At 67.1% G+C, this 26,250-nt stretch carries 30 protein-coding genes and 1 pseudogene; 23 read left to right on the top strand and 8 right to left on the bottom strand.

Annotated features, from left to right (window positions below):
* Positions 1-1,282 precede the first annotated feature (1,282 nt).
* Positions 1,283-1,438 (bottom strand): hypothetical protein, encoded by a 156-nt coding sequence (locus AC59HU_RS17070; RefSeq protein WP_497224622.1) that lies wholly within the window; start codon positions 1,436-1,438, stop codon positions 1,283-1,285.
* 160 nt (positions 1,439-1,598) lie between these two features.
* Between AC59HU_RS17070 and AC59HU_RS17065 the strand changes: the two genes are divergently transcribed.
* The 3 genes from AC59HU_RS17065 (at position 1,599) to AC59HU_RS17055 (ending at position 5,475) form a co-directional block, all read left to right on the top strand.
* On the top strand, positions 1,599-2,492 hold the full coding sequence (locus AC59HU_RS17065; RefSeq protein WP_497224621.1) for a hypothetical protein: 894 nt from the start codon (positions 1,599-1,601) through the stop codon (positions 2,490-2,492).
* Between the two features lie 350 nt (positions 2,493-2,842).
* Positions 2,843-3,589, top strand: a complete 747-nt coding sequence (locus AC59HU_RS17060) for a hypothetical protein (RefSeq protein ID WP_497224620.1) — start codon at positions 2,843-2,845, stop codon at positions 3,587-3,589.
* Positions 3,586-5,475 carry a type IV secretory system conjugative DNA transfer family protein gene (locus AC59HU_RS17055; protein ID WP_497224619.1) on the top strand — a complete coding sequence of 630 codons (1,890 nt, stop codon included), beginning with the start codon at positions 3,586-3,588 and terminating at the stop codon, positions 5,473-5,475. Before AC59HU_RS17060 ends, AC59HU_RS17055 begins: the two co-directional genes overlap by 4 nt.
* A 71-nt stretch (positions 5,476-5,546) precedes the next feature.
* Here AC59HU_RS17055 and AC59HU_RS17050 read toward each other — a convergent pair whose 3' ends face one another.
* A complete protein-coding gene (locus AC59HU_RS17050) occupies positions 5,547-6,038 on the bottom strand; it encodes a hypothetical protein (RefSeq protein WP_497224618.1) in 492 nt (163 codons plus the stop codon).
* A gap of 103 nt (positions 6,039-6,141) precedes the next feature.
* Complete coding sequence (locus AC59HU_RS17045; RefSeq protein WP_497224617.1) at positions 6,142-6,537, bottom strand: hypothetical protein; 396 nt, start codon at positions 6,535-6,537, stop codon at positions 6,142-6,144.
* A 455-nt stretch (positions 6,538-6,992) separates the two neighbouring features.
* Between AC59HU_RS17045 and AC59HU_RS17040 the strand changes: the two genes are divergently transcribed.
* The 8 genes from AC59HU_RS17040 to AC59HU_RS17005 all read left to right on the top strand — a co-directional run bounded on the left by AC59HU_RS17040 (position 6,993) and on the right by AC59HU_RS17005 (position 10,787).
* Complete coding sequence (locus tag AC59HU_RS17040; protein ID WP_497224616.1) at positions 6,993-7,247, top strand: glutaredoxin domain-containing protein; 255 nt, start codon at positions 6,993-6,995, stop codon at positions 7,245-7,247.
* Between the two features lie 34 nt (positions 7,248-7,281).
* On the top strand, positions 7,282-7,515 hold the full coding sequence (locus AC59HU_RS17035; protein ID WP_497224615.1) for a hypothetical protein: 234 nt from the start codon (positions 7,282-7,284) through the stop codon (positions 7,513-7,515).
* On the top strand, positions 7,512-8,159 hold the full coding sequence (locus tag AC59HU_RS17030; RefSeq protein WP_497224614.1) for a hypothetical protein: 648 nt from the start codon (positions 7,512-7,514) through the stop codon (positions 8,157-8,159). Before AC59HU_RS17035 ends, AC59HU_RS17030 begins: the two co-directional genes overlap by 4 nt.
* The gene (locus tag AC59HU_RS17025) at positions 8,159-8,356 is read left to right on the top strand and encodes a hypothetical protein (RefSeq protein WP_497224613.1); all 198 of its coding nucleotides are present in this window, start codon (positions 8,159-8,161) and stop codon (positions 8,354-8,356) included. Before AC59HU_RS17030 ends, AC59HU_RS17025 begins: the two co-directional genes overlap by 1 nt.
* Before the next feature lie 85 nt (positions 8,357-8,441).
* On the top strand, positions 8,442-8,651 hold the full coding sequence (locus AC59HU_RS17020; protein WP_497224612.1) for a type II toxin-antitoxin system HicA family toxin: 210 nt from the start codon (positions 8,442-8,444) through the stop codon (positions 8,649-8,651).
* Between the two features lie 11 nt (positions 8,652-8,662).
* Positions 8,663-9,076 carry a hypothetical protein gene (locus tag AC59HU_RS17015; RefSeq protein WP_497224611.1) on the top strand — a complete coding sequence of 138 codons (414 nt, stop codon included), beginning with the start codon at positions 8,663-8,665 and terminating at the stop codon, positions 9,074-9,076.
* Positions 9,077-9,288: 212 nt separating this feature from the next.
* Entirely contained in the window at positions 9,289-10,185 is an 897-nt protein-coding gene (locus tag AC59HU_RS17010) for a ParA family protein (protein ID WP_497224610.1), read from the top strand.
* A complete protein-coding gene (locus AC59HU_RS17005) occupies positions 10,182-10,787 on the top strand; it encodes a hypothetical protein (protein WP_497224609.1) in 606 nt (201 codons plus the stop codon). Before AC59HU_RS17010 ends, AC59HU_RS17005 begins: the two co-directional genes overlap by 4 nt.
* A gap of 443 nt (positions 10,788-11,230) precedes the next feature.
* On the opposite strand, the gene AC59HU_RS17000 is transcribed toward AC59HU_RS17005, so the two are convergent.
* Positions 11,231-11,395, bottom strand: coding sequence for a hypothetical protein (locus AC59HU_RS17000; protein ID WP_497224608.1), 165 nt, complete (start codon positions 11,393-11,395; stop codon positions 11,231-11,233).
* A gap of 521 nt (positions 11,396-11,916) precedes the next feature.
* Between AC59HU_RS17000 and AC59HU_RS16995 the strand changes: the two genes are divergently transcribed.
* The 9 genes from AC59HU_RS16995 to AC59HU_RS16955 are packed head-to-tail and all read left to right on the top strand — an operon-like array spanning position 11,917 to position 20,473.
* Positions 11,917-13,137 carry a MinD/ParA family ATP-binding protein gene (locus AC59HU_RS16995; RefSeq protein ID WP_497224607.1) on the top strand — a complete coding sequence of 407 codons (1,221 nt, stop codon included), beginning with the start codon at positions 11,917-11,919 and terminating at the stop codon, positions 13,135-13,137.
* Between the two features lie 18 nt (positions 13,138-13,155).
* Complete coding sequence (locus AC59HU_RS16990) at positions 13,156-13,473, top strand: hypothetical protein (protein WP_497224606.1); 318 nt, start codon at positions 13,156-13,158, stop codon at positions 13,471-13,473.
* 8 nt (positions 13,474-13,481) lie between these two features.
* Positions 13,482-14,180, top strand: coding sequence for a hypothetical protein (locus AC59HU_RS16985; RefSeq protein WP_497224605.1), 699 nt, complete (start codon positions 13,482-13,484; stop codon positions 14,178-14,180).
* Between the two features lie 2 nt (positions 14,181-14,182).
* Complete coding sequence (locus AC59HU_RS16980; RefSeq protein ID WP_497224604.1) at positions 14,183-15,637, top strand: hypothetical protein; 1,455 nt, start codon at positions 14,183-14,185, stop codon at positions 15,635-15,637.
* Positions 15,637-17,304: an SCO6880 family protein gene (locus tag AC59HU_RS16975; protein WP_497224603.1), complete on the top strand. Its 1,668-nt coding sequence runs from the start codon at positions 15,637-15,639 to the stop codon at positions 17,302-17,304. The genes AC59HU_RS16980 and AC59HU_RS16975 overlap by 1 nt, the downstream gene beginning before the upstream one ends.
* Positions 17,301-18,758 carry a putative type IV secretion/conjugal transfer ATPase gene (locus AC59HU_RS16970; RefSeq protein ID WP_497224602.1) on the top strand — a complete coding sequence of 486 codons (1,458 nt, stop codon included), beginning with the start codon at positions 17,301-17,303 and terminating at the stop codon, positions 18,756-18,758. The genes AC59HU_RS16975 and AC59HU_RS16970 overlap by 4 nt, the downstream gene beginning before the upstream one ends.
* Positions 18,759-18,761: 3 nt before the next feature.
* Positions 18,762-19,856, top strand: a complete 1,095-nt coding sequence (locus AC59HU_RS16965) for a hypothetical protein (protein ID WP_497224601.1) — start codon at positions 18,762-18,764, stop codon at positions 19,854-19,856.
* Positions 19,857-19,910: 54 nt separating this feature from the next.
* Positions 19,911-20,147: a hypothetical protein gene (locus AC59HU_RS16960; protein ID WP_497224600.1), complete on the top strand. Its 237-nt coding sequence runs from the start codon at positions 19,911-19,913 to the stop codon at positions 20,145-20,147.
* Complete coding sequence (locus AC59HU_RS16955; protein ID WP_497224626.1) at positions 20,144-20,473, top strand: hypothetical protein; 330 nt, start codon at positions 20,144-20,146, stop codon at positions 20,471-20,473. The genes AC59HU_RS16960 and AC59HU_RS16955 overlap by 4 nt, the downstream gene beginning before the upstream one ends.
* A 41-nt stretch (positions 20,474-20,514) precedes the next feature.
* Here the strand turns inward: AC59HU_RS16955 and AC59HU_RS16950 are convergent.
* Both AC59HU_RS16950 and AC59HU_RS16945 read right to left on the bottom strand, forming a co-directional pair.
* Positions 20,515-20,724 (bottom strand): annotated as a pseudogene (locus tag AC59HU_RS16950) (hypothetical protein); the annotation flags it as partial.
* Positions 20,725-20,994: 270 nt separating this feature from the next.
* On the bottom strand, positions 20,995-21,789 hold the full coding sequence (locus AC59HU_RS16945) for a TSUP family transporter (RefSeq protein WP_497224599.1): 795 nt from the start codon (positions 21,787-21,789) through the stop codon (positions 20,995-20,997).
* 82 nt (positions 21,790-21,871) lie between these two features.
* Here AC59HU_RS16945 and AC59HU_RS16940 point away from each other — a divergent pair, with 82 nt between their 5' ends.
* Complete coding sequence (locus tag AC59HU_RS16940; protein WP_497224598.1) at positions 21,872-22,627, top strand: AraC family transcriptional regulator; 756 nt, start codon at positions 21,872-21,874, stop codon at positions 22,625-22,627.
* A 221-nt stretch (positions 22,628-22,848) separates the two neighbouring features.
* On the opposite strand, the gene AC59HU_RS16935 is transcribed toward AC59HU_RS16940, so the two are convergent.
* Positions 22,849-23,172, bottom strand: a complete 324-nt coding sequence (locus AC59HU_RS16935; RefSeq protein ID WP_497224597.1) for a putative quinol monooxygenase — start codon at positions 23,170-23,172, stop codon at positions 22,849-22,851.
* Positions 23,173-23,256: 84 nt separating this feature from the next.
* On the opposite strand from AC59HU_RS16935, the gene AC59HU_RS16930 reads away from it, so the two are divergent.
* On the top strand, positions 23,257-23,964 hold the full coding sequence (locus AC59HU_RS16930; protein ID WP_497224623.1) for a TetR/AcrR family transcriptional regulator: 708 nt from the start codon (positions 23,257-23,259) through the stop codon (positions 23,962-23,964).
* A gap of 565 nt (positions 23,965-24,529) precedes the next feature.
* Here the strand turns inward: AC59HU_RS16930 and AC59HU_RS16925 are convergent.
* Positions 24,530-25,309: an alpha/beta fold hydrolase gene (locus AC59HU_RS16925; protein WP_497224596.1), complete on the bottom strand. Its 780-nt coding sequence runs from the start codon at positions 25,307-25,309 to the stop codon at positions 24,530-24,532.
* Between the two features lie 99 nt (positions 25,310-25,408).
* Between AC59HU_RS16925 and AC59HU_RS16920 the strand changes: the two genes are divergently transcribed.
* Positions 25,409-26,242 carry an AraC family transcriptional regulator gene (locus AC59HU_RS16920; RefSeq protein ID WP_497224595.1) on the top strand — a complete coding sequence of 278 codons (834 nt, stop codon included), beginning with the start codon at positions 25,409-25,411 and terminating at the stop codon, positions 26,240-26,242.
* The last annotated feature ends 8 nt before the right edge of the window (positions 26,243-26,250 follow it).

The raw sequence follows: 26,250 nt of genomic DNA, 5'->3' as shown, positions 1-26,250 counted from the left end.
GGGCGATCATTCCGGCATTCCGTTCGTAAACTCCGAGCACGCCCACATCCGCAGGGGCGCAAACACGCGTGCTGTTCTGGGAGACAAGAGACCCGCCGACGGGTGATGTTCACCCCGTTGGTGCCCGGCCCGAAGGAGAACCCAACTACCCCGGTGCACGATCGGCTAACGGAACTTAACTCCGGGATTCATTTTCGCGATTACGTTGTCTGGGAAGAAGCGAACCTCGCCCGATTTGAAGCGGACGGGGGTTAGCCCGATGGGGTCGCTTGAACTGCCCTCCTTTGGGTCGGTGTGTGGTTCGCGGAAATACCTTGACGAGCCCGTGGGCCAATGAAGAAGTTCGCCCTGCCCGGCCGGAGTGTTGAGGATCGTTGGTTGTCCCATGCGTTGAGCGTAGGGCGCTCAGGGCTTATAGCGCGTCAAGAAAGCGTAGATCGCCGTTGCAGCGCAGACACGCTCGCTGTTTGGAGAAACTGGGTCGTTGCCCGTGCGATCTCACCGTATCTGGGGCAGCTGACCGGCGGGCAAAGGTAAAAGGCCCAGCACGTTGGCGCTGAGAGCTACGGTGAGCGGGTGCGTCGTCGCTTTCCTTCCACGGCAGCGGCGGCGCACCCCCGTTTCGGCCTGTAAGCCGCTCAAAGCACGTCAGCACCCGTTCGGTTTGCCTCAGGAGTAGCCGGATCGGCGTGGAACGCTCAGAGATCCCCAACCCGACACTCCCCCGCGTCCGAGTAAGTGACACCTACGGGTCAACGCTGGCGCGCTGATCGACGCGCGACACACCCTGCCTTAATCCCGCACTTAACGGTGCCGTTACCGTTAACGTGGCTTCATGGCTGCGCAGCGACGACCTCGGGGGTCTCTCCGTGATGCCAAGAAGGTTGCCTTCACGCTAGAGGAAGCCTCCGACGACGCAGCCACGAACCTAGCTGCTCACCTCGGCGTGACGAAGTCCGCCCTCGTGCAGTGGCTCATCGACAACGTGCAGAAGGACGACCGCGGGTTCCCGGTCGGCTGGCCTGACACGTCCCTTCGCGATGGGGAGCTGCCTATCGACTCGGCTTAACGAGAGAGGCCCGCCACTAGGGCGGGCCGAAAGCTCTGGCTCCTACCTCTTCTGAGTTTGGCGACCTGTAGAGGTTCGGAGCATCCCCCCGAAAAAGACCCGGTTGAGCCGGGAGGCTCAGCCACGTCCAGAAGGAGTTGGCTCGATCGTACCTCAGACGGGACTCGAAGTCCCTTATTCCTTTGGCGATCCCTCGTTCGGCGTGTCTGACGGCTACGCCGTGGCGGTCGTCGACGCCGCTTCGGTGATGGTGGCTGCCGCTCCCCCGGTGATGCCGCGGGCTCGCTCGTGGGCTCCTGAGCCGCCCCCTGGGGCGTACTCGGCGGTGCCGGCGTGGTCGAGTGCAGCGGCCTGGTTGGACGCGCTCATGGATGCTCTGGCGACGGGTGAGGGTGAGCAGATCCGGCGTCGGGTGAGCGTGTCTAGGGACACACTGTTGAGGGTGGCGTGGCGCGATGCGCAGTCCGCTGATGCGGCGACCGGGCGCGGTGTGACGACTGCTCACGCGACGGTCGCGGCCGAGCTGGGGATGGCCAAGAAGACCGTTGAGCGGGCCCGTCAGATCGTGCAGGAGCTTGGCTACGCGGTCACGATTTTGGAGGGTTCCTACTCCACGCAGGAGCAGCGCCGGGCCGCATACGAGCACCACGGAGGCCGTCAGGTCAGGTTCGCGTCGACCAGGGCGCTGACTGTGCCGAGGGCGAGCGCGAATCGTCCGGCTGTGGAGAATGTCGACCTACCCCGAAGGGGTTCAGTTATTCCTCAATCTCCTCCTCTTAAAAACTCACCAAAGCGCGCGAGCGCGCGCTCGTGGGCTGCTGCGCAGCCAAAAGCTGCAGGGGTGTCGGTGGGTGGTCTGGCCGGGCGGGTCCGTCGTGTGGAGAGGCCCCGGCCGATCGAGCTGCAGCGTCTCGCGCGTGACGTCGACGAGCGTCTGCCGTGGGTGTGCCGTGGCCGTCACATCGGTCACCTGGCGAGCGTCTTGGAGCGGGCCGGCGTTGATCCGCGCCGATGGACGGCGAGCGATCTCGTCGCGGTGCTGGAACGGTTCGAGAAGCAGGTCGGTGGTCGTCTGACTGCGCCGGGTACGGAGCGTCGCGACCCGCTGGCGTTCTTCGCCTGGCTGCTGCGGATGAGTGTCGATCCGACAGTTGCGACGGCGAGCGAGCTGCGGGAGATCGAGCGGGCGCGGAAGCTGGAAGCGCAGCGTCAGCGACGAGCTGAGGCGGAGGCCGAGAGGGCTCGCGCGGCGTCGCTGGATGACCCGGAGATCCGTGCACTGTTCGCCGCGATGAGGGTGGACGCTGCAGCTGCAGCCGAGCGACACCGAGCCCGGCTGCGAGGCGAGACGGCCGCGCCGACGCCCACTGCGGAGCACTCCCCCGAGGGTGCTCCGAGAGGCGCTGAGTACCCGCAGATCTAGACCGCCCCAACCCCCAAGAGTATTCTCGTGACTATTCCCTGAGCGGGAATAGGTAAAAGAATAGTTGCGGTCTCTTCTGCCCTGCCCCACCGCCACCCCCGAGCTGCGCTTGCTTCCCAACCTCCCGCACCCAACTGCGTTGAGCACAGGAGGTTGGGAAGTAAAGGGGTGGCGGTGGGGCAGGGCAGAAGAGGAAGGTGCAGAAGGAAGAGTGAAGAGGGGAAAGAGTGTGGGGGTTGGGGGTTGCGTAGATGGTTGATTCGAGCGGGTTAGTGGCGGTCTAGAGCACGCGAGTTGTCGAGTGTGGGGCCGGGTAGTGCGGTAGCTGTTGGAGGGCGTGAACGATGCAGATGACGAAGCGGGACCAAGAGATGTTGGACTGGCTGAGCGTCGTTCGATTGGCTGATGTCGACGCGGTGCGTTGGGCGCTCGGCGGGCTCGCTGGCAGTGGTGGGCCTGTGACGACTAGACGGGCGAACGTGTGGATTTCACGCCTGGTCGATGCTGGGTTGCTCGGCCGGGCGCGGCCGAACTTTCGTGATGGTTCAGTCATATGGGCCACGCACCAGGCGATCGGGAAGACGGCTCCCAACCTCTTCCGCCAGACGACGCGACACGAGGTCGCGGTCGCTGCGGTGTCGGCTCGTTACCTCGCCCATGGCTACACCTGGTCGCGCGATCGGAAGCCCGCGAGCAAGGCTGAGCATCAGACCGATGGTGTCGCTGTGAAGGGCGACATGATCGAACTCGTCGAGGTCGAGTTGACCCCCAAGGCGCTCTATCGGTATCGCGGGATCTGCGCCGACCACACCGTGCGGATGCAGCGCGAAGGGGTGGGCCGGATCGTCTATTTCGGGACGCCGGAGGCGTCCCGAGTGGTCGCACGCGAAGCGGACCAATTCATCTTCCGAGACTTCCGACCGAGGCTGCTCACGATGCCGGTTCTCGACGTCAGGGGGTCGTGGACTGGGGGCGATTTTGGGTTGTGGGGAGACGACAAGAGCGGGCCCGGTGAGAGCGTGGCCGGCGACGTTGTGACCGGCGAGCTCGACGGGCTCGGCGCGTGGGCGGACAGCGTGGAGGGGGGCCGGTCATGAGCCTGCAACAGGAGCAGCCGCAGGGGCAGTCGGATGCGGTGAGCGACATTCTCGCGGCGGTGTTGAGGATCGCGTTTGTGGTCGCGATCGTGCTCGTGGCGCTGCCGTTCCTGTTGCCGGTGATCTTCGGCCGCAGCGCCGAAGTGCTCGCCACGAAGCGGCGGTTCTGGGTGGTGTTCCGGTGGCAGTGGATCGTGAACACGATCGGGGTGTTGCTGGTGGCCGCGCTGCTCGCGGTGGAGATCACCTGGCTTGTGCAGTGGGTCGCGAGCGGGGAGTCGAAGGCGTTCCTCGCGCGCGACGATTGGGGCGCGCAGCTGTGGCCGATGTTCGGGCCGTGGCTCATCGCGAACTTCTTCGCCGGGGTTCTACTGCTGCCGGTCACCTGGTCGATCCGACGTCGACAGGTCGCGCGCGAGGTCCGGGCGCGCCGGATCTCCGACGTCGTGCGCCAGGAGCGGATCGAGACAGCGCGCAAGCGCGCGGCCGACTCCGCCGCTGCAGGCCGGATGGGCGTGCAGCTGGACAGCACCACAGGAACGATCACCGGCACGACCCGCAGCGCCGTGACGGTGCCCCACGCCGTAGCCGACCGGCAGGCGATGGGGCTGGTGACCCGCGTGACCGTCGTGTCGGTCGCCGAGAGCTTCTACGACGTGCGCCGCGTGCCCGACTGGATCGACCCGACCGGCAAGTACGTGGTGCTCCCCCAGTCGGCCTCCGCGGTGCGCGTGCTGCTGATCGCAGAGTCCGGTGTCGGAAAGACCGTGTTCATTAGCGGGGCGGTGCTCTGCGCGCTCGAGGCGGGTTGGCCGGTGTTCATGCTCGACGCCAAGGGCGACCCGGCCGACGCGGATGCGCTCGTGGCGCTGGCCGAGAGCTACGGCCACACCGCCACGGTCGGCGGGGCGTGGGATTTCTTCAACGGCACCGCCGAGCAGGTCACCGCGAAGCTGATGCGGCTTCTGCCGCCCCCGGACGGCGCGAACCAGTATTACCTCGACGAGGTGCGCGGGGTGCTGCAGGCCGTGCAGTGGGAGAGCCCGATATCGAGCGTCGAGGATCTCCGCGAACGGCTCACCAACCCCAACCCGTACGTGCGCGACCCGCACGACTTCGCCATGGTGATGGAGCCGGTCGACAAGAACAGCGGCAAGACGGCAGGCACCCGCGCGCTGCAGACGCTCATGGTCGCGCTGCGACCACTAGAGTGGTGGATCGACAGCGACGGATGGTCGTACTCCGCACCCAAAGCGGCGCTGACCGTCGTGCCCCTCTCCCCCGTCGACGACGCCCAGGCCCGTCTCGGAGATCTCCTGATGCTGGATCTGCGCAACTACATCGCCCGCCGCCTCGAAGCGCGCGACAAGACACCCGTGGTCGTGATCGTCGACGAGTTCCCGCAGCTGGTCACCGGGGCCCAAGACCCCGGCGACACGGCCACCAGCCTGTTCGAGACGGCCCGCAGCGCGGGCGTGGGCCTGATCCTTGCCGTGCAGAGCCCGGCCGGGATCTCCACCGACGACACCCGACGTCGACGCGCGCTCACCAGCGGCGCCGCACTCGTGTTCGGACGGTCCAAAGACCCCGAAGACATGGTGAAGTACGCCGGAACCGTGATGCGCATGGAAGCATCCGGCCGCGCGACCGGAGAAGAGCTGGGGAGCGCTCGTGCGCAACATTCGTTCGTCATCCCGCCCCAGGACGTCCGGGAGGCGTCGGCCGGGTCGTACTGGATCGTGCAGGGCGGCGCGATCGCGCCCTTCCGATCCTTCCCGACCCGCTCCGTGAGCGCGGCCACCACTCCCCCGGTGCCCGTGCCGGCCGCACCCGCTGAGTCGCTAGACGCCGAGCCGGGCTCCGAATCAAAAGACTCGTCGTGTTGAACAAGCGCCCATGTGCTCACTTGAACGTGGATGTCTGGGGGCAAACGTACCGAGCCGCATCGCTCGGCCGGTCAGTCAAGCGTGACGACGCAATCCTGTGACTCGCCGTTAGCGCGCACCCAGCGAAGTTCGGCAGTGATTTGAGCCGGTGAAGCCATGCTGCGCCACCAGTCGAGTCGGAACGACTGCCCTGGGCGCATGCCTTCCGTTTCCGGCATCGTGACGCTCAGGCGTTCGTTGTCGTACTTGTCGTCGATGCTGATAGTGACGTCGGTCACGGGCTCGTCACCGCCGAGGTGAAACTTCCATCGACGCCCGCTTTTCACATACTCGGACGTCATGGTCCAGGGTTTTCTGTACTGCTCGCGGTCCGCCCGCTCGCGCGCGTTCTGCTCTTCGACCGCTGCGGCCAGACGTTCGGACGCCGCCACCGCGCGTTCCTCATGCCCCAATGCTTCGACCGCCGACGAGCGGGCGTCCAGACGGGATCGACGCGCTTCCCACGCCTGCCATCCGGCGACCAGCGCTGCAGCGATAGCTATAGCGGGTGCGATCCAATCCATGGGGCGCAGACTACTTGCGGGTGGCGACAATCACTCCACGGTGAGCGCTGACTTCATCAGAGTAATAGCTCATCTACTCATATGAGCTATTGATGTTCGAACGCTACCGGCCCTCGCAGCTCGTCGAGCTGCCGATGTCGACTCCAAGCTTCTGAGACAGATTGGACTGGGCGCTGACGCCGCCCTCGTCATAGGTCGGTCGCGGCACGTTCCATGCGCCCGTCACCGTCTTTTCCTGCAGGATCGCCCCGAAGTAATCAATCGTCGGTGGGTAGTAGACGTCGCTCAGAGTCTGGACGTCGTCAGCGACATCGCTGGGCCACTTCGCTCCCGGATCGGCCATGAGAGACTGCGCCTTCTCGGTTGCAGACTTGGCGGTCGCGGCCCAGGCGTGGATCTCTTCTAGCGACGTATCGCTGCTGGAGGGGCCCTGCGAGATGGCAATCTGCGACGGGCAGTAGATGTCGAGGAAGTAGCTGGCCACCTGGTCACTCGCCATGGTGGTTCGCTCCGGCTCTGGTGTGCCTCCGAGCGTCACGGTGCACCCGGTCAGCAGAAGCAGCAGTGCGGCCGCCCCTGCGATTACGGCTGCACTCCATCGCGTTCTGTCCGCGCTTGAACTAGCCAACGCCGTCATTCCCCCAGAGCGCCCGTCCCACCGTGGGCGAGCTTGATGTGATCGTACAGGTGGCGATCGACGTAGCCGCGATGTCCCGAACTCCAAGCGGAAGCCGGCCAAAGGCCGGCCCTGTGCTTTGAGCCCTGCGGGCTTGTTTTTCTACCGTGAAGCCTTCGGCGATTGTGCGGTCGAGTGCGCTCCGCGCAAGCAGCTTTCGCGGCATATCCTCCCTCCGCTGCGCTCCGGTCCGGTATTCCACGACTGCTTGCACTCCACTCCCTCTCCCTGGTCGGCACTACGTGCCTTCACGGCAAAAAAACGAGTGGGAGAGAGCGATGAGCAAGGTGACTGTCTACAGCAAGCGCGACACCGTGTGCGGGGCGTGCGTCGCGACGAAGCGAGCGCTCAGTAGCAAGGGAATCCAGTTCGAGGATGCGGCGATCGAGGATCTGCCCGAGGCCGAACTCGACAAGCTCCGCGCCGAAGGGCTCGGCACCGCTCCCCTGGTCTTCACCGACTCGACCCGCTGGGCCGGGTTCCGGCTCGACCTCATCGAGCAGCTGGCCGCAGACCTCACCACGAGCAACTGACACGTACGTGTCAACGGACCTAGGAGACGAGACGATGACCGACACCATCACCACACTCAGCACCTTCGCTCAGGTCTTCGGCGCAGAGGATTGCGCCGGGGATCTGGCTACCAAGCTCAGCTGCAGCGAGGTCGAAGCTCTCGCGGACATGCTCACCGTCGCAGGAGCGCCCGAGGCCGCGGCGCTCTGGATCGACTGCCACGCTGAGGGAGACGACCCCGGCGACGACCACTACACCGGCACCGAGGACGAGGAGGCGGGCCGATGAGCACCAGCGTGACCGCTCCTCTGGTCGAGGCGATCGAAGCGACGTGGAAGACCATTCAGGCTCGGCACACCGACGTTCCCGAGGTCGTCGTCACGCTCGGATCGGGCACCGCCAAGAAGGGCATGAAGCTCGGCCACTTCGCCCCCGAGCGGTGGATGCGCGGAGAAGACAAGGTGCACGAGCTGTTCGTCGGCGGCGAGGGCCTGCAGCGCGGCGCGGTCGACGTGCTCGGCACCCTGCTCCACGAGGCCGCACACAGCGCCGCCGAGGCCCGAGGGATCAAGGACACCAGCCGTCAGGGCCGATTCCACAACGCCAAGTTCAAGGCGATCGGGGAAGAGTTCGGGCTCACCCTCGACAACGACCCGTCTATCGGGTGGTCACTCACCAGCGTTCCCGAGGCCACGGCCGCGCGCTACGGCCGCGAGGTCGCCGCGCTCGACGCCGCGATGACCGCCTACCGTGTGGCCGAGATCGGCACCGGGGGCCGCAAGAGCAACAACAACGGCGTGAGCGCATCCTGCGGATGCGGCCGCAAGATCCGCGTGAGCCGCAAGGTGTACGACATGGGACCGATCAGCTGCGGAGTCTGTGACAGCGACTTCACCGCCGACGAGCCCGACGAGGCAGAGGACGAGGGCTGATGATCCAGACAGCCGGGCTCGCCGTGAGCGGGCTCGGCATCGTCGTCTACCTGGTCGGCGTTGTCGCCCTCCGGCCCCTCGCTCGCGTGGGCCGGGGTCTCCTCCCCCGCGCCGCGTTCCTCATCGCCGCTCCCCTGGTGCTCGGCGGCGTCCTCGCCTTCCTACTCCCTCTCGCTATCGGCCTGTTGATCAGATGAGCAGATGAGTAAGTCATACGCATTTCACCGCGAAACTGCTAGCCCCCCCTTGCATTGCAGTGCTAGGGGGGACTAGCATAGTGTTATGACGAAGCGGCAGAAGTACCGGGACGTAGCCAAGTTCCTTCGCTCGCAGGGCTGGGAGTTCAAGCGGCAGACCGGGAGTCACGAAATCTGGGGCCCCGCCGAGGGTGGTCAGACGTTCCCGGTCGTGCAGCACAAGGGCGAGGTCTCGGTCGGAGTCGTCAGGCAGCTGCAGGGCATTTTCCCGAACACCCCCGACAGCTGGAAGTGAAAGGACACGCGATGAGCACCCCACGCACCCTCACCGCCCGCGCCTACCGCGAGGAAGGCGGCTGGTGGGCTGTCGAGATCCCCGAGCTGACCTCCCCCGGCCCCAACGGCACCACCATCACCGCGATCGGCGCTGCCGTCAACGCCCGCGGCATCGACAAGGCCGCATCCGAACTCGCCGCCGTGTGGCTCGACGTCGACGAGAGCGACGTCGATGTGAATGTCTCGATCGAGCTTCCCGAGGACGTCGCCCAGCTCTGGACCGAGGGTGCCGAGGTTGACGCCGAAGGCAGGGCCGCGATCGAGCGCGGAGCCTCCCTGCGCCGCGATGCAGTCAGGGCTCTCCGCAGCCGCGGCTACACCGTCGAAGCCGCCGCGGCCGCGCTCGGCATCAGCCGCCAGCGCGTGCAGCAGCTCGACAGCTAGCGCAGCCCGGGCGATCAAAACCTCTTCGACTCATCGGCCGTTAAAGCCATATGTCCTGCCATACGTAACGCAGGAAAACAGGTTGAATCTAACGCTGTAGATCACACAACAAGACATGCATGGCCAATCGCCGTAAGCAATGCGCATCATCACGCAGTGAATCCGGCAGGATGTCAAGCAGTAGTCCTACAGGACGCACTGCAGGAGGAATCATGAGCATTCACAGGACTGTCACCGTCGCCCAAGGCAAGGGTGGCGTCGGCAAGACCAGCCTTGTCAGCAACATCGCCGGCCTCGCCGCCGCCGCCGGTAATCGCGTCCTCATCCTTGACCTCGACCAGCAAGGCAACGTCGCCCGGGACCTCGGCTACACGCCCGACAGCGGAGACGACCTCCTCACCGCGCTCATCACCGCGGGACCGCTGCCCGTGCTGCACAACGTGCGCGACCGGCTCGACGTCGTGCCCGGAGGCCCCGCCCTTGGCGACGTCGCCGCAGTCATGGCCAGCCGTGCGCAACGCGGGGGAGATGATCTCGCGGACGTCCTCGAAACGAAGCTTGGCTCGATCGCAGCCGACTACGATCTCATCCTTATCGACACCCCACCCGGCGACCGCATCATCGTCACCGCCGCGCTCACCGTCTCCCGCGCGGTCGTCATCCCCACTCGACCTGACGAGGCCAGCATCGACGGCGTGTCCCGCATTGCGGAACGCTTTCTCGATGTCCGAGACCGCAACCCCAGCCTGCGATTGGCTGGCGTAGCCCTTTTCGCGATTGCGTCGCGTACCACGCGCCTCGAACGAGACGTCCGAGCCAGTCTCGCGCAGGTTCTCGGAGACGCAGCCCCTGTGTTCACCACCCGGATTCGCCACCTCGAGAGCGCAGCCGCCGACGCGCGACGAAGGGGCCTGCTCATCCATGAGCTGGAGGAGGCCGCGATCGATGACCGTGCCGCACGCATTAGTGCCCTCCGCAGTGGTACGACACCAACCGGTGGCCTCTACGCGCGGGACGCATCCGGACTAGCAACCGACTACGAGAACATCGCCAGGGAGCTACTAACCCGCGTCACGGAAATTGAGCAGGAAGTGAGCGTCGCATCATGAGCGAACCGGGGATCAATAGGCCCAGCCTCGCGGACGCCTTCAAGGGCTCAGGCAGCGGTCGCGCCGCCAGCCTCGGCGGACTCCTGCCTAAGACGACTAGCCCCGCCAAGCCCAACCCGCCCGACACGAGCATGGCAATCGAGCCGGCCGCTCCGCGGCAAAAGTCAACTCCCAAGCCCTCCGCCGAACGTACCTCGGCACCCCGGCGGATCCTCACCCAGCACGAGGGTGTGCAGAATGTCGCGGTATACCTGGAGCCCGACATCCTGGCCGTCGTCCGTGCTGCCAAGAGCAACACCGCCGCGGCAGGGGATCCGGACAGGACCTACGACGAGCTCCTCGTTGACGCGCTTGATCACATCCCCACCGAGCAGCTGGTTGCGTCGTTCGCTGGCACCCCCACCGCAACCAACGGCGGGCCTCTGCAACGTCGCGCACGCCGTGCTCGCGGCAGCGGCGGTATTCAGATTCAGCTTCGGCTTGACGGTGACCAGCGCCGTGCGCTCGATGAACTCACAGCCGATGTCGGCGCGCCCTCCCGCAGCGCCCTCGTTGCCGCCGCGTACCGTCTGCACTTTGCCCCGCACCGCGGTGAGAGCTGACCTGGGCATTGGCCCCTTCCCCCGATAGAGGCCAACCCCGCGCGGCGCATGTCACCGTCAAGGGTGAGGCCCCGGCCTCATCGCTCAGTGACGCGCAGCGCCCTTGACGGCGGCACGAGCCGCGCCACGATCCAGACACCCGGGGGAGGGAATCAGAATCACTCAATCCCTCAGTTACTCATGTACTCAGATGCTCAGACGTGCCCGCGGGTGCTGGGCAGCTGCATCGAGGGCAACGGCTCGCAGTGCGAGTCGGCGGCAGCTCGTCAGCGACCTCGACCTCGAGCGACTGACACGTACGTGTCAACGGTGGCGCCGGGGAAGCGGTGTACGGGCTCAGACGTGGCCTCTGGCGGCCTTGACGTTGATCTCCGTCCAGCCGTGCCGTTTGGGTGGGTCAACGCGCCAGGCGGCCGCGTATGGCCGCGGCGGGGGAGTGGTGTCTAGCTGACGGTCCAGCCGACGAACTCGTGCAGGTCGCGGGTCAGCCGTGCGCGGTCGGCGCTGTAGCGGATCGTGCGCCCGTTTCGGGGCTCGTCGGTATTCGCGTGGACGTAGCCCAGCTCCTCCAACTCGATCAGGACAGACTGAGCAGCCGCGGTGCTCATCTCCGCGCCCTCTGCGAGATCGGCGCGGGTCGAGTTTGGGTGATCGAGCAGGAACCGGAGGGCTCGGAGGCGGCCGTTTCCGCTCACGGCCCGGTGTGCAGCTGCAGCCCGATCGGGCATGTCAGGAGCGTTCAGGCGAGACGGCATGTGATCCATATTGCCCGAGAGGCCGACGAGGGGTGATTTTCACGGGCGATTCCTGAGAACCTCGGCCCGAGCGAGCACCTACTAGTTCAAGTATATTTGCGGCATCCTACTGGATTCGAGATCTCAACTCCACTAGTGGCGGGGATCTCGGCGTTTTGGGACTAGAAGTTCCAAAACATGCGGAAGTCTGGTCGCGTCTCAGAATGCTCTTGGCCCTCATTCAGGTTACGTATCGATCGACTTGACCGACCGCTGAGGCGGCGTAGCCTGTTGTTTCAACAAGAAGGTAGTTGGTTGTAATTTGCGGTCCGGCGATGTCGGGGGCCGTTGGTACCTTCCCCGCAAATGGGGGCCAGAGAGGAAGGGTGAGGCGAATGTCGGACGAGCAGCCCACGGAAGCGCGGGTGACCGCGTTTCGGAATGCGTCCCGAGCAGACAAGTACGTCGAGGGAGTCGAGCCGATCGAGCCGTTGCGGCCGGTCGAGCCCGCACACGCGCTGCAGCCCGCTCCTGCAGCGGCAGAGTCCGCGGATCTCGCCGCCGAGCTGAGCGCCGCGTCGACGTCGGCTGAGGTCGCGCCGGCCCCTGCGCCGGCCGTTGAGCCGGCCCCCGTGCCGGCCACGCCAGAAGACGCCTCAGGGCTGCTCGCGGAGCCGCTGCCGATCGCGGATCTCGGCACCGTGTCGAGAGTGCAGAAGCCCGCGACCGCGACCAAGGGTTTCCGTGGGGCGTTGTCGAAGATCGGTATTCGGATGGCTCCGGGACCGGTCGAGCAGCGCGAGCTCGACACCGCCGAGCAGCTGCGGATCTTCGAAGAGATCATTCGTCAGGCCGTGTGGACGCGGCCGGTGAGCGTGCTCGTGGCCAACAAGAAGGGCGGCGTCGGCAAGACGCCGATGTCGCTCGGGCTCGGGGGAGTGTTCGCCTCCGTGCGCGGCGGTTCCGTCGCAATCATGGAGGTCGCCGACGACTCCGGCGCGCTGACGTTCCGGGCCGAGGGCTCGCCCTCGATCGGACTCGGTGAGCTTGTGCGCGACGTTGACAAGATCAAGAACGCCGGACAGCTGGCCGGGTACACCGCGCCGCAGACGTCGTTCGCGTCGGTGATCGGCACCGTGGGGCATCGGCCCCAGCTGACCTACGACGAGGTGCTGGCCGTCGCCCGGGTGGTCGATGAGTTCTACAGCATCCGCGTCATGGACAGCGGCAACCAGCCGTCCTCGTCGGCGTTCCGCGGAGCGGTCGAAACGGCCGACGTGCTGGTGATCCCGACCTACAACGCGGGCGACTCGATCCTCGAAGCGATCCAGCTCCTCGAAGGGCTGCGCGCCCAGGGCGGGCACGCCGCGAAGCTGGCCGACACCGCCGTGATGCTGCGTCTGCAGGACGGACGAGTGGAGAACCCGCAGGTCGTCGAACGAGTCGATCGGATCATCACCGGAGCCCGCGTGGGCCAGGTGTTCACGATCCCCTACGACCCCCACATTGCCGAGCGTGGCCCGCTCACGCTTGGCCACCTGAACCCGACGACCTACTGGGCCCTTGCCGCCGCCGCCTCCGGCGTCGTGCGCGCCCTGCAGAGCAACGTTCGCTAACTCGAAAGGACTTCCACCATGCTCATCCAGACGCTCGCCGCATCCGTGCCGCGCATCGACAACCCGCTCGACGGCATCCTCCCCGACTTCACGATCTTCGGAGCCGAGTTCACCGAGCTGTGGCAGAAGATCATCGCCGGGATCTGGGCTATCGGCATCATCCTGTCGGTCGTGTTCCTGATCGTGGGGATTATCAAGATGGGTAGCTCGTCCAACTCGGGCAACCCGCAGGAGTACAAGACCGCCCGCACGCAGGCGATGTGGGCCGGTATCGCGCTGGGCGTGCTCGCCGCGCTGGCCGTGATCGTCGGAGCGATCCTGGCGATTGCCGGTTAGGAGCGATCATGGCTCGCGCAACCGCCAGGCCCCCGCGCCGGAAGTGGCCGTGGATCATCGGCGCTGCGATCGTCGTTGCCGCGCTCATCGTCGGGGTAAGCATCTACGCATCGGGTCGCTCAAACCCGCCGGTCTATGGAACGGGCGGCCACCCCGCCTCGAGCGCGACTCCCACGGGAGCCGCGCCGATCGGCGCTGACCCGGCACCCACAGGATGCCTCGGAGGCAGCGGCCGCGACGCCGCCATGGTGCTCGCAGCTCAGCAGGCCGCACCACACACCAGCAACGGCGCGGTGGAGTTCGCCGCAGCGATGATGCGATTCCTCTACCAGTACCCCTACCCGTCCGCGGCGGACGCGCAGGAAGTGCAGTCGGCCGCGATCGCGAGCGGAGCTGAGACGAAAGACCTGGTGGCCTTCTTCGCGGGCAACCCCAACGTGTCGGGCGGCTTCGTCCCTGACGGTCAGGACTACTACCGCTCCACCATCCCCGGCGTCTATCACTTGGAGTCGTTCTCTGGCGATGACGTCGTGGTCACGATCGGATCGGGGATCGTCGTCGACGGCGCACTCAACACCACCATGCGGGGCTCGATCACCTTCACCGTGACCTGGGAGGACGGGGCGTGGAAGTTCGTTAGCTCGACCGGCACCCGCACCACCGAAGACCTCTACGCGATCGGTACAGCGTTCACCGGGGGGTGCTGAGCATGACGACGATCCCCACCCCAGACCCGACCTCCACAACCCCACCGCCCGCAGGCGGAGGCGGCGGGATCGGAGACATCGTCAATGGGATTGGCGACGCCATCAACGGTGCAGTGGGAGCCGTGAACTACTGGTCGGACCCGTGGGGGAACACTTTCAAGGCGCTGCAGGACGCGGCGTCGGGCATGGCCCACGACATCCTCCCGGCGCTCACGGGCGCGGTCCTCCCGGACCTGACCGTCGACTGGTTCCTGAGGCTCTACGCAATCTCGTTCGCGGCGGCAATCTTCGTCGCGGTCGTGCTGATCATCCCGCAGGTGGTCGCGACCGCCCGCAACACGATCTCGGGCCGGGATCTTCTGGAAACGATCGGACTCTACTTTCCGATGTTCCTGGTGGGAGCGATGTTCGGACCCGCGGCCGGGATCTTGCTGATTGAGTTCTTCCACGCCCTCACCGACGTCTTCGCCCAAGCGGGCATCGTCGGCTCGATCGACACCACGACGTCGCAGCTGCAGTCGATGATCGACAACACCGATCCCGCAGGGGTCACGGGCGGCGTGCCGATCGCAGCGCTGCTCATGCTGCTCATGGTGATCGCGCTGTTCCTGGTGCTCCTGGTGTTCCTGGTGCAGCTGGTCACGCTCTACTTCACGGGCGTACTGTTCCCGCTCGGCCTGGTGTGGATCATCAGCAAGCAGCGCCGCCAGTTCGGCGCGAAGCTGGCATGGCTGTGGCTCGGCCTCCTCGCCGCGCATCCGGTGATGTTTCTCCTGCTCGGCGTCGCATTCTCGATGATGGCCAACTCAGTCGGGACGTTCGGCAACAACCTCTCGCTGCAGAGCTTCGTGACACTGATCGTCGCGCTGATCGCCATGTTCATGGCGGCGCTCTCGCCGATCCTGCTGATGAAGTTCGCACCCGTGATCCCTGCCGGGCCCTCCTCGTCCGGCCCGAACTTCCAAAGCGGCGGCGGGTCGGACAGCAACGACATCGGGCCGTCCAACATGACCGACGCCACGAACCGGTACGGCCGCGGAACGGAGAGCGAACCCAGCTCGACGTCGACGACCTCCAACACGACGTCGACGAGCGAGACGTCGGAAGAGTCCGACAGCCTATCGACGATCTCGGCCTCCCACGCCGGATCGGCGGGGGAGAGCGCAGCCGGTGCGGGCGCGGGAGCTGGTGAGGGTGTTTCTGGCGCCGCTGAGGAAATCGGCGCGACGTCCGCAGGGGCCGGAGCTGCAGGCGGAGCGACCGCGGCCGAGGGCGCGGCAGTCGCAGCCGGGACCGCCGAGTCGAGTACCGGCGTCGGGGCCGTGATCGGCGTTCCGACGCTGCTCGCCGCGGGCGCTGCAGCGGCAGCCGAGAAGGCCAAAGACCTGACCGACGAGGCCGGGGGAATGGCCACCGAACCGATGAACGAATCCACGATCGGACAGGACAAACTCTGATGAGCAACACGCCGACCCGCGCCGTAGCGCGGTACCTGGGGGGAGAGAGCGGGCACCGCTCCTTCTTCGGCGGTACGCACTCCCGGACTCGCATCCTCCTGCTCGCCGTGTTCGGCGTCGGAGGGATGATCCTGACCGTCTTTGTCGGCTGGCCGGGCCTCGTGTTCGGCATCGCCGGGGTGGGCTTGACGTTCCTCGTCACCGCCCGCACGCACCGCGGGTCGATCGTTGACCGGCGCACGCGACGCAGCCGCATGAAGGGCCGGATCGCGGACGGAACGGATGCGTTCGTGCCGTACGAGGTCGGCGCGTGGGACCAGCTGCAGGAGGCCGTGAACGAGGCCCGCCGCATGAAGGGCAAGCAGCGTCGCCGCGCGCTCTGGCGGGCGGAGCGCGCCGCCGCGGCGATGCGAGCGAACCCGGACGGATCGGACGGGATGGGCTGGCTGCAGATGGGCCGCGGAGAGCCCGGCATCGCCTGGCACGCCCCACTAGGGGAGCAGCCCTACCTCTCGGTGGCGTTCACCGTCACCGGGCAGCTGCGCGGCATCGAGTCGTCGGCCGTGATGAGCCGTGCGGCCACCGCCTGGGGCCAGTTCCTCGCCTCCCGCGCCGCGCCGTCCGCGCTGGTCAAGCGCGCTCAGGTGTCCACGCGGGTGCTGCCCGCCGACTCGGCGCTGCAAGAGTTCTGGGTGCTCAACAGCCTCGACCCGACCGCGCCGGCCGACGCGATCAAGTCCTACGAGGACGTGCTGCGACTCACGGGTGAAGACGCGATGGTGCAGCGCCATTTCATCACCGTCGTGTGGCCCCTGGGCGGCGCGTTCTACGACGCGGCTGCGAAGTATGGCGAGGGGCGCGACGGGTGGCGGGCACTGATGCAGCAGGAGATCGAGGCGACCAGCCGCGGGCTCGTCGAGGCCCGGGTCGGCCACGTCGACGTGCTCACCGCACGCCAGGTCACCGCGACGATCCTGCACCAGCAGAACCCCTCCCGGCCGATCGACTACGTAGCCGACGCCGACCCGGCCAGCGCGGGCCTGCCCTCACACGATGAGTTCTCGGCGCACGTCGTGTCGGGCACCGACCCGATCACGGGCGAGCCCGTGGAGTGGTGGCACCGCACCGCCGCGATCCGGTCGGAGAACATGGCCACCGCGGGCCGGTCGCAGCTGTGGATGCTGGATCTGCTCATCGGCAAAGACATCCGATTCATCCGCACCGTCTCGTTCCACATCGACCTGATCCCGGCCGCGGAAGCCAAGACCGCGGCGAAGCAGGATCTCGTGCGCGACACCGCCGAGAAGCTGTCCCGACGCGAGGCGGGCCAGGTCGACACGGGCGACACCGACGTGCAGCTCAGCGCGGCCCAGCGCCGCACCCGCGACCTGGTGGCGGGCTCGCAGCACCACGGAGCCGCGTGGATCGGTTACGTGACGATCTCCGTCCGCAGCAAGGAGGAGCTAGGCCGCGCCTCCCGGCAGCTGGAAGACGTCTGCGCCTCCGGGCTCGGCATCGAGCGGTTGGAGTGGCTGGACTCCTACCAGTCGGCCGCGTCCGGCACGACGTGGCCGATCGGCCGAGGCATCAGCACCGTCCCGTCGACGTTCTCGGCGCGGGTCTACACCCGGCTTGCCGGGAAGTCAGAGAAGGAAGCGATCTCGTGAACGCACACGCCGAAGAGCCCAAGCACTCCCGGTTCTGGTCGATGCCAGTGCTCCGCAACTTCGCGCCGCCCGTCGAGATCCCCGTCGACGAGGGCGGCACGCCCTCGCGCACCGAGATCGTGCCGTGGAACGTGCCGGGCTCGAAGCTGCGCACCAAGGCCGGCGCTGCACGCCGCGGCCGGTACGCGCCCGCGCTGCAGGGAGCCCCGACCACGACCCGGCAGGCCGAGATCCTGAACACCGCGATCATCGGCCCGCCCACCGGCACCAAGGGCATCGTGAACGGCCGCGACGTGCTCTCTCGCACGCGGATCTCCTACGACCCGCCCACGGCCTACAACTCGACGCCGCGCGAGGTGTCGAGCCCGAACGTGATCATCGTGGGCGACGTCGGCAGCGGGAAAAGCTCGCACACGAAGTGCAACTACGTGCTGCGGCCGCTGCTGCTGAAGAACCGCCGCGCGGTGGTGTTCGACAAGAAGGATCAGATGGGGGAGGGGGAGTATTCCAACGTCACCCGCCACTACGGGCACGAGCCCATCCGGTTCGCCGCGGACGGGTCGGGAACGACCCTGAACCTGCTCGACCCGATGGTGTCGCGCGGCAGCGGCATCCAGGGGATGGTGCGACTGCTCAACACCGTCACCCGCATCGCACGAGGCGACGAGCCGCTGGGGGAGTGGGAAGAAGAGGCGCTCCGCGCCGCTCTCCGACTCACCGTCACCGCCCACGAGGACGGCCGCACTCCGGTGCTGGCCGATGTGCTCCCGAACCTGGGCCGCATCGCCAGCGACCCCGAGTACGCGGATCTCTCACCGCAGGCCCGCGATGACCTGCACCGTGCCGGGCTCGGCGTCCGCTTCACCCTCAACGGGCTCCTGGACGAGTACGCGGGTCTGCTCGACGGGGAGACGTCCCGCGCCGTGGACCTGGGCGCCAAGCTGACCTCGTTCGATATCTCGCAGCTGCCCGACGAGGGCCCCGCGGTGCCGGTCGTCATGGCGATCGGCAACATGTGGATGCTCGGCCGGTTGAAGCAGGAGCGCGACTCGGTGACGAACTGCGTCTACGAAGAGGGCTGGCACATGATCGGTGGCCCCTCCGCGCAGCTGGTGAAGTCGAACCAGAAGCTCTCCCGCGCACTCGGGATCTCCAACGTGTTCGTGATGCACAAGGGCACCGACATCCCGAAGGACTCGCCCGGAATGGCGATCATCCAGGAGGCGCAGACCATCGTCGCCTACCGGCAGTCGCGCCCCGAGGATGCCCTGTGGGCGCAGCAGACGTTCGGGCTCGCCCCGGAGACGGCCCGCACGATCGAGACGCTGCGCGACGGCCACTACATCTTCAAGTACGGCTCCCACCCCGAGACTCACGTGCAGCACATCCGCTCGCCGTGGGAGAAGCAGATCACCGACACCGACGAGGGTCTGGCCGTCGCCGCCAAGGTGTAGCGAATGGGGATTCTGCGCTCTGTCACGGTCGGTGTCGTCGGGCTGATCGTCACGCTCACCGGCACCGTCGTGCTGTCCTCAGGGACGCCGCAGGGGTGCGGGTCGACGACCGTCGACGCGCAGAAGGTCGCGGCCGCGGGCGAGATAGCCGGTTACAAGGGCGACCAGCTCGTCAACGCCTCGCTGATCATGAACGCGGCCACCAGCGCGGGCCTACCGACCCAGGCGCAGGTCATCGGCGTGATGACGGCGATGGGGGAGTCCTCCCTCCGCAACCTCGACCACGGCGACGAGGGCCAGGGCGTGACCAACCCGGACGGGTCGCCCACGCAGTCGGTGGGCCTGTTCCAACAGCAGCCGTGGTGGGGGAGCCTGGCCGACCGGATGGACCCGACGAAGGCGGCAGGCTTCTTCTTCGCCCGGCTGGCGCAGCTTCCCGGCTGGGAGACGATGCAGCCCACCCTCGCCATTCACGAGATCCAGGGCAACGCCGACCCGTACCACTACGCGCCGTTCTTCGATCCGGCCACCACGATCGTGCAGACCCTGGGCGGGCTCACCCCCTCCGGCAGCTGCGGCAGCGTCAGCGGCAACGCGCAGGCCCTCGCTCAGGAACTGGTGAAGGCGATGGACGACGGGCGGCTGGTCGGCTCGGTCCCGGATCACATGAAGGAGATTCGCTGGATTGCCGAGGGCAAGACCGTGCCCGACTGCGGCGTGGACACCCGTGTCCTGCAGATCCTCGTGCTCGTCGTGCGCGAGTTCCAGAACGTCGGCGTCTCCGACATCAACCGCAAGTGCACCGGCCAGATCGAGGGCGCGGGCACCGCCTCGTCGCACTACAAAGACGGCGGCGGGCACGCGATCGACTTCTACCGACTCGACGGCAACGGGCTCACCGGAGCAGACGGACAGTCCCTCCGGGTCATCGCGCTCCTGGACCCCGTGATGCCGGACGGCAGCCACGTCGGCCAGTCGTCGTGTCGCGCCGCCGCGGGCGTGACCGTCAAACTCACCCACTGGACCGAGTTCGACGACTCCTGCAACCACCTACACATCGACTTCGGCGGATCAGACGCCCCGCTACTTGTCGGCTGAGGCCGGCGCGCCGGTTGACACGTACGTGTCAACCGCCTCGAGGAAGGAACAGCAATGAACATGCCGATCTTCGACTCACCCGGAGCGCTGCTCACCAGTATCGCGCTGTTGATCGTGTCCGTCGCCGTGGTCTTCTACCTGCTCACCTGGGCGATCCGGCTCGGCGTGCGAAGGGCGCTGCGCGATCACCACACCTACGTCACGCGCTACGAGAGCGTGCCGGTCGCGGACGGCTCAGCGCACGCCCCAGTCGGCATGACGCGCGCCGAGTGGGAGCAGGGGCAGCGGTGACCTTCGTTCGCTTCCTGTTGGCGCAAGACGTCACAGCCCTCAACGCCCCGACCCCGTTCGTCGTGAACATGGATCACGTGTCGCACTTCACCGTCGTGAAAACCGCCGCGAACTACGAAGTGGCGTTCGTGGCCACGGGCGGCGAGATCATCCCGCGGGTCTACCTGGGCCCGTCGACGCTCTCTGCGGACGAGATCTCCGAGCGCCTGGCGGAGCTGCGAGAAGCGACCACGGGCCCGGGGGCTGGACGGGTGACCCGCCCGCTGTGGAGCCCGGGCGAGGACACCGCCCCGGACGACGACCCGTCGAGCGAGGCGAGCGCGTGACGGCCACACCTGCTCGGCTCCGATCCGCGGTGTTCGGAGCTGGGCTGGACTGCGATTAGCAGCACGGAGAAGGTGATCGAGGTCACCGTCATGAGGCTCGTCACCATCGCCGAAATGAAATCGGTTGCGTCGCCGGCGGGGACGATCGCTTCCAAGGCCTGGCGTACCGGCCCCGGCAGCAGTCGCTGGGCGTCGGCCCAGGCCACGACTGCGGCCAGGAGGCTGAAGCCCACCGCGATGGCCAGCGGCACCCGGAGGAACTCGCCGAGGCCCCGACGGACGCGAGGGCAACAGTCGCCCCATTCCGTTCAAAACTCAACAGGCCGGAGTCCGAGTGGTCGTCGAGCGGATAAAAGCCGGAGATCGGGAGGGTCTCGCTTACAAGCTCCCGGCAGCTCGTGCCTCAACGCGGAGGGAGCCGAACGATGCACGGTGAGGGAGGGCTTCGTCACACCTTCGCCGGGTGCGGGAGCCTGACCGTGGAGGGCATGAGCTGGACGTCTGACTACCGAGGGCAATGGTCAGCTGAGCGCAACCACCATGCCTGCCGCGACGAGCAGAGCGACGTAGCCTCCGGCGTGAATGCTTTCCGGGATGCGGGGTGGACGGCGTCGGAGGGTGATGATGACGGGCATTGCGCCTCCGAGTAGCGCCAATGCGGTCCGCACGTCGACGGCCCCGATGAGGCCGCCCTCGGGCCTCATGTGACCGGGTAGGAGCAGCGTCACGACGATGGCGGGCGTGACGATCGCGAGGGTCAGCGGGTTGGCCAAGGCCGTCGCTGCTTGCATGGAGGCGCCCGCCCGCCGCATCATCGGCACCGTCATCACGCTACCGCCGACGCCGAGGAGCGCGGCGACCGTCCCGATCGGTAGGCCCAACCATGTCCGTATGCCTGCGTTCCGGGGCCTATTTCGTTGCGGCGTGTCGGACGACGGCCGGAAGAAGCCCGGCCGTGCGAGGAGGTCGAGGACGGTGATGCCGACGTACCCGGCGAACCCCCATCGGAGCAGGAGGTCGGGGGCCCATCGGCCCGCCGTCGCGCCGATCCCGCCGCCGATGGCGAGAAGGGCGAACAGCCATGCCCGTCCGTGGAGCGCGCCGAGTACGTTCCGCCTGGTCGACGCGGTGGCGACGGCCGCGTTGACCAGCATCACCAATGCCGACGTCGCTGTGGCGACCCGGATCGCGTCGCCCCCGAGCGCAGAATCCACCACCGACACGATCGGGACCGTGACGAACCCGCCGCCGAAGCCGAACAGCACCGTCGTCAGGCCGACGAGCCCACCCACCAATACGAGGATCAAGATTTCCACGACCCCAGTTCACAATCTGCGCTGATGGCCAGCAATCGACGGAACGACAGAAACTATTGCGATCTCGCCATAACATTGAAGAATGCGAGGTGCTCGCCTGTCTGAACTGGATTCGCTGCCGATCGACGTCTTGCCGATCGGCACCGACTACCCGCCGGATCATCTGCTCGCACGCCACGAGCACCGGCGGGCACAGTTGTTGTACGCAGGCAGCGGCGTCATGCTCGTCGTCACCGATGACGGCTCGTGGACGATTCCAGCCGACCGAGCCGTCTTGGTCCCGCCGGGCACGTCGCACGAGGTGCGGTTCCTCGACGTCACGACGTGGAGCCTGTACATCGAACCCATCGCGGTGCCATGGTGGCCCTCCGTCTGCACCGTCGTCGAGGTCAGTCCGCTGCTGCGGGAGCTTCTGAGGGCAGCCGACGACTTCGCCATCCCATACGACCTCGCTGGTCGCGACGGAGCGGTGATTCAGCTGGTTCTGCACGAGGTCCGACATCTCGCGCCCGTTCCGCTGCACATCGCGCTGCCGTCGACGGAACCCTTTCGCGCGCTGTGCCGTTCGTACCTGGAGGCCCCGTCAGCGCGCACGACGAACGAGGACTGGGCGCAGGCGTGCGTGATGAGCGAGCGGACTCTGGATCGGCGTTTCCGTGAAGCGACGGGGTTGAGCCCGGCCGCGTGGCGGACCCGCGCGCGGCTGCTGGCAAGCTTGCCGTTGTTGCGGCGGTCTAACGTGACGGAGACCTCAGGACGACTCGGTTACGCATCACCCGCCGCGTTCACGGCCGCGTTCACCAGGACGTTCGGCGCGCCGCCGTCGTTCTACCGATGACGAGTCCGCCGGGCCGGTGCCGCGATAGCGCGTTACCGGTAGGGGAGAAATTTGTCGACGGCTATCGGCGTCATTGACCGCCGACACACGCTCGCGGAGGAGCGCACATACCGATTTTGATTGAGCGCTCAGCCAGGGATCGGCTGCCGGAAACGCAGACGAGCCCCAGGAGGCGCATCGCCACCCGGGGCTCGTGTGTTCGGCGGACAGACGCGGTCAGACTACCCGGCATCGCCGGGGAGGACAGGGATCGCAGAGTAGGGGTGCGCCTCAATGCGCACGGGCGGCTCGGCGAGAAGGCCGATGATTTCGTCGCGCAGTTCGTCGGCCAGGAGACTGTTCTCGTAACCGTCCTTGGCCTCGACGGAGCGGAAGACCTCGATGTTCCAGAGCACGTCTGGGTCGGCGTCCTCGCGCAGCATGATGAATCGGTCCGAGGAATCGGACTTCTGCATGCCGACCGTTGCGAGGTGGAACAGACGATCGCCCATTCCGGGCTTGGCGCGCATCTTGATGATGTACGAGGGCTGGTCTTTGAGTGCCACAGTGGCTTCCTCTCGATATTGGAACGTTGTTCCACTAGTATGGAACGCCGTTCCAAAATGTGTCAACATGGTTCCGTGAGCGAAATGCGGCAGCGACAGGAGCGTAGATCCGATGCGCTGACGAAGGCCAGGATCGTCGCTGCGGCGATCGCGCTCCTTGATGCGGGCGGGATCGAGGCGCTGACGTTCCGTGCCCTCGCGGCAGACCTCGCGACCGGCGCGGGGGCCCTCTACCACCATGTGGCGAACAAAAGTGAGCTGCTTTCGGCAGCGGCGGCCGCCATGATGACCGAGATCCTCGGCGCGGTGGCGAGTGCCGATCCGGCCACGAGCATCCGCGACGTGACCGACGGCGTCTTCGACGCGATCACCGCGCACCCGTGGCTGGGGTCGCAGCTTATTGCCGCCCCGTGGCAGCCGGCCGTTCTGCAGCTTTTCGACCGCATCGGATCAGAGGTGAGCGCCCTCGGCGTGCCAGAGCGAGCGCAGTTCGATGCGGCATCGGCGCTGGTGCACCACGTCCTCGGCGTCGCGAGCCAGTACTACGCGGGTCAATACCTTGACCAGGCCCAGGGCGACCGGCCGGGATTCATTCAATCGTCGACGTCCCCGTTGGTCGGACCGGACCGCGGTGGATTCCCGTTCCTGGCACGGATCGAACAGCAGCTCGTCGAGCACGACGACCGCCAGCAGTTCCGAGCGGGGATTGAGATCATTCTCACCGGCATCGATGCCCTGCATACCGGCTTTCCCGCGGAAGGACCGGGCTCATCCACAGAAGCAGACTCCTGACGGACACGCCCAACATGGGAGAAGGCTTCCTCGGACTGTCGCTCCTCGGGGAGCAGTTAATCACCCCTTGGAGGTGTCGGCCTCTGGCTCATCGGAGAGTTCTCGTGATCCTCGCAGCATCGCCCGCGCCGCGGCGAGGGGCGTTGTGCGCCCGTCGCTATCGAACAGCCCAACCACTGCTACCAGCCGTCCCACCGAGCCATCCCTCTGCAGGTACCCCTGGCCACCTGCTTCGGAGCGCAAGGCCGACTTGTGTTGCGCTCTCAGTCTCACGAAGATCGATACCCGACTCGCAACACGCATTCCAAGAATCGCGACCAGCGCGAGCACGACGAACGCACCATACTCTCGGCTTCATGTTGCCGGATCGCGTACCCCACGCTCGGGCCGATCTCCCTCGATTGCGACGGCCCCACCATCGATGGCAGCGACCTCTACTCCGCCGAACCCGGCAGCGCGGACGAGCGGTTGCTCCGGCAGCTCCAGGCTCACCCTGCCAGGCAGCAAGAGCGAGCGGTGTTCCCGACGTAATGCCTGAAGAACGCCGCTCGCCCCGTTTCCGGTGTCAGCGGGCGTCGACGAACCCGGCGATGGCGTCGCCGAGGGCTTCCGCTGCCTCGAGCGGGATGAGGTGGCCCGTGTCGGGGACCACCACGAACTCCGTGTCTGCGAGGTAGGGCAGGAGATTGTCGCGGAGGACCTCGACAGGTTCCACGCGGTCGTGCTCGCCCCCGATCACCAGCGCCGGCACGTCGATCCGGCGGGTGCGGTCACTGATGTCCTCGGCGATACCGCGCAGCGGCCACTCGGTCCGCGCGCCGTCGCTTGCGCTCGACATAGAGTCCGCGACGACCTGGTCTGCCCATCCCCCGGGCAGGGGCGACGCGGTCAGGACGTGGTCGCGCGCTCCAGCGACGGACTCCGCCGAGTCGTACGCGTGCGACAGGGCGGTCTGATACTCGGGGGTGATCATCGCGGCGGGCTTCGCCGGTCCGGGGCCGACGAGCACGATGCCGCGCAGGCCGTCCGGGCGGGTGGACGCGACGAGCTGGGCGACCTTGCCGCCCATGGAGTGGCCGACCAGGACATAGTCGTCGATCCCGGCGTCGGCGATCAGGGCGAGCACGTCGTCGGCGAGCTGATCCAGCGTGTAGGGCCCCGGCAGGGTGCGGGAGCGACCCCAGCCGCGCTGATCGACGGCGATGGTGTCACGCCCCGCGAGGCGGTCCCGCACGAGATCCCAGGTCCGAGCACTGCCACCCCAGTAGTGCAGGAAGACCAGGGTGGGACCGCTGCCGGGGCGGCGGTCGGATGCGGGAAGGTCAATGTGGTGCGTTTCGGTCACGGTTCTCCTCGATTCGGTTGATACGACTCCTCCATGCAACCTCCCGCAGCCGCCAGAGTCATCGGCAGGACAGGACTTGTCATGGTGCAAACTGGACACGTGTCGTCGATCACGCAGATGAGCTATGTGCCGCTCGATCCCGGCGGGCGGCAGGTCGAGACACTCACGTTCGCGCGGCTGCGGTCGATGAACGACGGGGACACGCAGCGAGCCGACTTCCACGTCCTCGCGTTCGTCGACGCGGGGACGGGCGCGGTCACGGTCGACTTCGTCCAGCACCACCTCTCGCCGGGCGTCGCGGTCTGGATCCCGCCCGGCGCCGTGCATCGCTGGGACGATGTCGGCGAGCTGAGCGGCCGCCTGGTCCTCTTCGTCCCGACCGCGCCCGTCACCGACCCGACCCGCGCACTCGTCGCGACCCCGGACCTTCAGCCCGTATGGGTGCTCCCACCGGATCACCGCCCGTTCGTCGACGCGGCACTCGATCACCTGGTCCTGGAAGCAGGCGCCCCGCCCGTCGACGGTTCGGGGGAGCTGTCCGCGATCCTGCTCTCGGCCCTGCTCGCCCGACTCCGGCCCCCAAAGGAAGGCCCCGGGCCCGATAACCCGTTGTTCCTGTCCTTCCAGACGCTGGTCGAGGCAGACTTCCGCCAGCACCACGACGCCGAGCACTACGCTCGGACTCTCGGGTACGCCCCGCGCACCCTCTCGCGGGCCGTGAAGCGGGCGACGGGCCTGACTGCGAAGGCGTACCTGCTGGAGCGGATCGCCCTCGAGGCGAAGCGGTTGCTCGCGCACGAGGGACTCACGTCGGCGGCCTGCGCCGGCGCCCTGGGCTTCAGCGACGCGTCCAACTTCTCCGTGTTCTTCCGCGACGCGACGGGCACGAGGCCCGGGGCGTGGCAGAAGTCGGCGGTCGGGGCGGTTCTGTAGTCGGCACT

It is taken from the genome of Herbiconiux sp. 320_LB (assembly GCF_059691755.1).
Note: the sequence above shows the minus strand (reverse complement) of the source record. Positions and strands in the feature narration are given on the sequence as shown.